At 64.2% G+C, this 3,735-nt stretch carries 5 protein-coding genes; 4 read left to right on the top strand and 1 reads right to left on the bottom strand.

Annotated features, from left to right (window positions below; all coding sequences use genetic code 11):
- From ABI213_RS07265 to ABI213_RS07280, 4 genes are all read left to right on the top strand, one after another.
- A partial coding sequence (locus ABI213_RS07265; protein ID WP_348026552.1) for a DUF898 family protein occupies positions 1 to 430 on the top strand: 430 nt, incomplete at its 5' end.
- Positions 431 to 432: 2 nt separating this feature from the next.
- Positions 433 to 1,503 (top strand): M48 family metallopeptidase, encoded by a 1,071-nt coding sequence (locus ABI213_RS07270; RefSeq protein ID WP_348008983.1) that lies wholly within the window; start codon positions 433 to 435, stop codon positions 1,501 to 1,503.
- Between the two features lie 260 nt (positions 1,504 to 1,763).
- Positions 1,764 to 2,231, top strand: coding sequence for a hypothetical protein (locus ABI213_RS07275; protein WP_348008984.1), 468 nt, complete (start codon positions 1,764 to 1,766; stop codon positions 2,229 to 2,231).
- 43 nt (positions 2,232 to 2,274) lie between these two features.
- Entirely contained in the window at positions 2,275 to 3,156 is an 882-nt protein-coding gene (locus ABI213_RS07280; RefSeq protein WP_348026554.1) for a hypothetical protein, read from the top strand.
- Here the strand turns inward: ABI213_RS07280 and ABI213_RS07285 are convergent.
- Positions 3,146 to 3,735: amidohydrolase family protein (locus tag ABI213_RS07285; protein ID WP_348026556.1), on the bottom strand; the 590-nt coding region annotated here is incomplete at its 5' end. The two genes, ABI213_RS07280 and ABI213_RS07285, sit on opposite strands and share 11 nt — an antisense overlap.

Genomic DNA, 3,735 nt, shown 5'->3' on the forward strand with positions numbered 1-3,735 from the left:
GGTGGCGGCCATCGCCACGCTGGCGTTTGCCGCCAAGGCAGCTGGAACCCTGCGCGGCCTGGCACCTTGGGCCGTGGCACTGCCTTTTCTGCTGATGCTGCTGGTGTTCGTGGCCGTCAAGCCCTACGCCACGTCACGCACGCAAAACCTGGTGTGGAACCACACCCGCAACGCCGACCTGCACTTCCACAGCGCCCTGCACTTCAAGCCCCTGTTCTGGCTAACGCTGAAAAACTGGCTGTTGATGCTGCTCACACTGGGGCTGTACTGGCCGTTTGCGGCGGTGGCGATGGCACGCATGCGGCTGCAAACCGTGTCCATCAGCACCCGCGCGGCGCTGGACACCTTGGTGGGCCAGCGCGCCAGCGGCAGCACGGATGCCGCTGGCGACGCAGCAGGCGACATGCTGGGCTTTGACCTGGGTTTGTAAAAGTGTCCACTCCGTTGCTGTCGGCCACCTACTTTGACGGCCTGCAGGCCCGTGCCCAACCAGTCTCGCTGCAGGTAGCCGACGGCGCGCTGCACATCACCGGCGACGGCATCGCCCGCCGCGTCGCCCTGCCCCATGTGCGCTGGCCTGAGCGCACCCGCCATGGCGTACGGATCACGCACCTGGCCGACGGCGGCGAGCTGCACTGTGCCGACAGCGCCGCCTGGGATGCCTGGAGCCAACACAGCGGCCTGGGCGAACCCTTGGTGGTGCGCCTGCAACAAAGCTGGCGCGGCGTGCTGGGCAGCGCCCTGGCATTGGTGGTCCTGCTGCTAGCCCTGCACGCATGGGGCCTGCCCTTGGCAGCGCGGGCCGCCCTGCAACTGCTGCCGCTGAGCGTTGATACCTCGCTTGGCGATGCCACCCTGCAGGCTGTGGACGAACATCTGATGCAACCCAGCCAGTTACCGCGTGCCGAACAAGCCCGCGTGCAGGCCGCATTTTCCCAGGCCATGACCCAAGCGGCAGCCCACTTGCCGCTCGGCAGCGTGCCGGATTGGCAACTGGTGTTCCGCGCCAGCCGCATCGGCCCCAACGCCCTGGCCCTGCCCGGTGGCACGATCATCATGACCGACGAACTGGTGTATCTGGTAGAGCGCGACACCGATGCGCTGACCGCCGTGCTGGCGCACGAACTGGGCCACGTGCAGCACCGCTACGGCGTGCGCATGCTGGTGCAGGTGACCTTGCTGGGCACCGTGGGCTCGCTGGTGCTAGGCGACTTCAGCAGCTTGCTGGCGGGCACATCGGCGCTATTGGGCCAGGCCCACTACTCCCGCGAAGCAGAGCACGCCGCCGACGTGTCTGCTGTGCAATTGCTGCAAGCCGCCAACATCGACCCGGCCGCCATGGTCACGCTGTTTGACAAACTGGCGGCACTACGCGCCGCCAAGGATGCCGATGCCAAAGCCGCGCCCGACAACTGGCTGGGCATCGCGTTTGCCTCCCACCCGACCGATGCGGAGCGGGTGCAGTTTTTTCAGCGGGCGGGCCGGTCTAACGGGGGGCTGTGAAATTTCAAGCCTTTTAGGCCGCTGGCGCAGTAGACACCTGCGCTAGCAGCTATTAAAAGCAGAGCAATTGGCTTGGGTGGGCGGTGCTTGGCAGGGCAGCTTGGCGCTATGCGATAGGACCTTGCTGCTCTGGTGGCTTGTTGCTATTTTTAATGAAATAAACCATCCAGAGGACGCAAACTTGGCTACAAATTTTTGCGGTTAGAGTGCCTATTTTGAACCACCGCTTTTGCTGTTTCAATCTTATTTCTCTCCACCCCATGCCAAATCTTCACATCATCGTTGGCGACTCCAATACTCGGAAGAGTTCACTCCTCCGTTGCCTCACTGGCATAGGTAGCGGTAACGCCACAAAGTACCTCGACATAGCTGAAGCCGCTGGCAGCAGCATCAAGGTCTATTGCATGCTGTCTGCCTTGCAAGAAAACTACAAGCCGCGAACGCCTTCCGAATTCATCGACTACGTCAAAGCGCTCAGCCCGCAAGCGACGGACATTGCTTTTACTTTGCGTGTAGAGGCCCGTGGAAACTACCCGTCTCTCGATGTCTATCTTCAGGCGTTTTCATCCGTAGGTTGGCCTGTGGTGAACGCTGCACTTCTTGGCCCGCTCGCCTGCGCTCAACAACAAAATATCCCATGTCAGCGCATTTGTGCAGTGACACAAAGCCCTGATCTGCCTACGAACAAGACAGCCAGCCAGGTGCGAAAAGTATGGCAATGGGCTTAGTGCCCAAGCAATTTAACCCGTTTATCGACTCACCCTATCCCCCATGCACAACCCCTTCAACCGCGCCACCGAAGATGTGGGCAACATCGTCGAATTCGGCCACGTCAACCTGCGCGTGGCCCAGCAGCCGCAGGCCATCATCTTCTACACCATGGGCCTGGGGCTGACCCGCGACCCCTACCAGCGCGTGGACATTGAAAACGCCTGGATGAACATCGGCAGCAGCCAGTTCCACCTGCCCACCGGCCGCGCCGAAGTGCTGCGCGGCGTGGTGGGGCTGGTCATGCCCGACCTGGACGCGCTGCTGGCGAGGCTGGGCCAGATTGCGCCGCTGCTCAGCGGCACGCAGTTCAGCTTCGCGCGCCACGGCGATGTGGTGCTGGCCACCTGCCCCTGGGGCAACCGCATCCGCGTGCACGCGCCCGACAAAGCCCAGTTTGGCCCGCTGCTGCTGGGCATGCCGTATGTGGAGGTGGACTGCGCGCCCGGCACGGCCGCGGGGATTGCGCGGTTTTATACCGAGGTGCTGGGAGCCCCCGGCAACGTGGGCGAAAACGGGCGCGGGGTGTTTGCGCGCATCCCGGCGGGGCTGTTTGGCAGCCTGGTGTTTCGCGAAACCGCGCGCCCCCTACCCGCCTACGACGGCCACCATGTGCAGATCAGCGTGGCCGATTTCTCCGGCCCGCACGGGCGGCTGCTGGCGCGCGGGCTGGTCACCGAAGAAAGCAGCCAGAGCCAGTACCGCTTCCAGGACATCGTCGATCTGGACACCGGCCGGGTGCTGGCCACGCTAGAACACGAAGTGCGCAGCATGCGGCACGCCTCGTTTGCCCGGCCTTTGGTCAACCGCAACCTGGCCAATTACGGCGATGTGTATGTGCCGGGCTGGGAGGATGCGGCCTGGTTGAGGCCGCCTAGCCTGTAAATCCAAACAGGCGGCGTGGCGTGTCCCACAGCATGGCCTGTTGCGCTGCCGCATCGGGCACCACACGCCCAAACAGCGCCAGCAGCGGGCCGTAGTCGATGCGCTCGGGGGCCCGCAAAAACGGCCAGTCCGAAGCCCACACCAGCGCTTTTGGCGTGTAGGCATCCAGCAGCGCCTGCACAAACGGCCAGGCATCCGGGTGCGGAAAAGGCTGAACCGAGGTTTTCGCCAGGCTGGAAATCTTCACCACCGCCCGGCCCGTCTCGGCCAGCCCCAGCAGCGCCTGGAAGCCGGGCTGTCCCAGGCCCGCCGTTGGATTGGGGCGGCCACAGTGGTCGAACAACAAGCGCGCGCCGCTGTCTACCAGCAGGGGTTTCAGGGCCACCAGGTCGTCGTTTTGCACCTGCACTTGCGCCCATAGGCCGAGCTGGCGCAGGCGCTCCAGCAGCGGCCCGGCAGCGCGGTAATAGTCCACGCCCAGCAAGGCCGCGTTCAGCGTGACACCGACTACCCCGGCGGCCTGCAGGTCTTGCAACTCGGCCAGGCTGGTGTCCAGCGGCACCACCGCCACGCCCTTGT

Source organism: Rhodoferax sp., assembly GCF_039922535.1.
Classification (GTDB): domain Bacteria; phylum Pseudomonadota; class Gammaproteobacteria; order Burkholderiales; family Burkholderiaceae_C; genus Rhodoferax_B.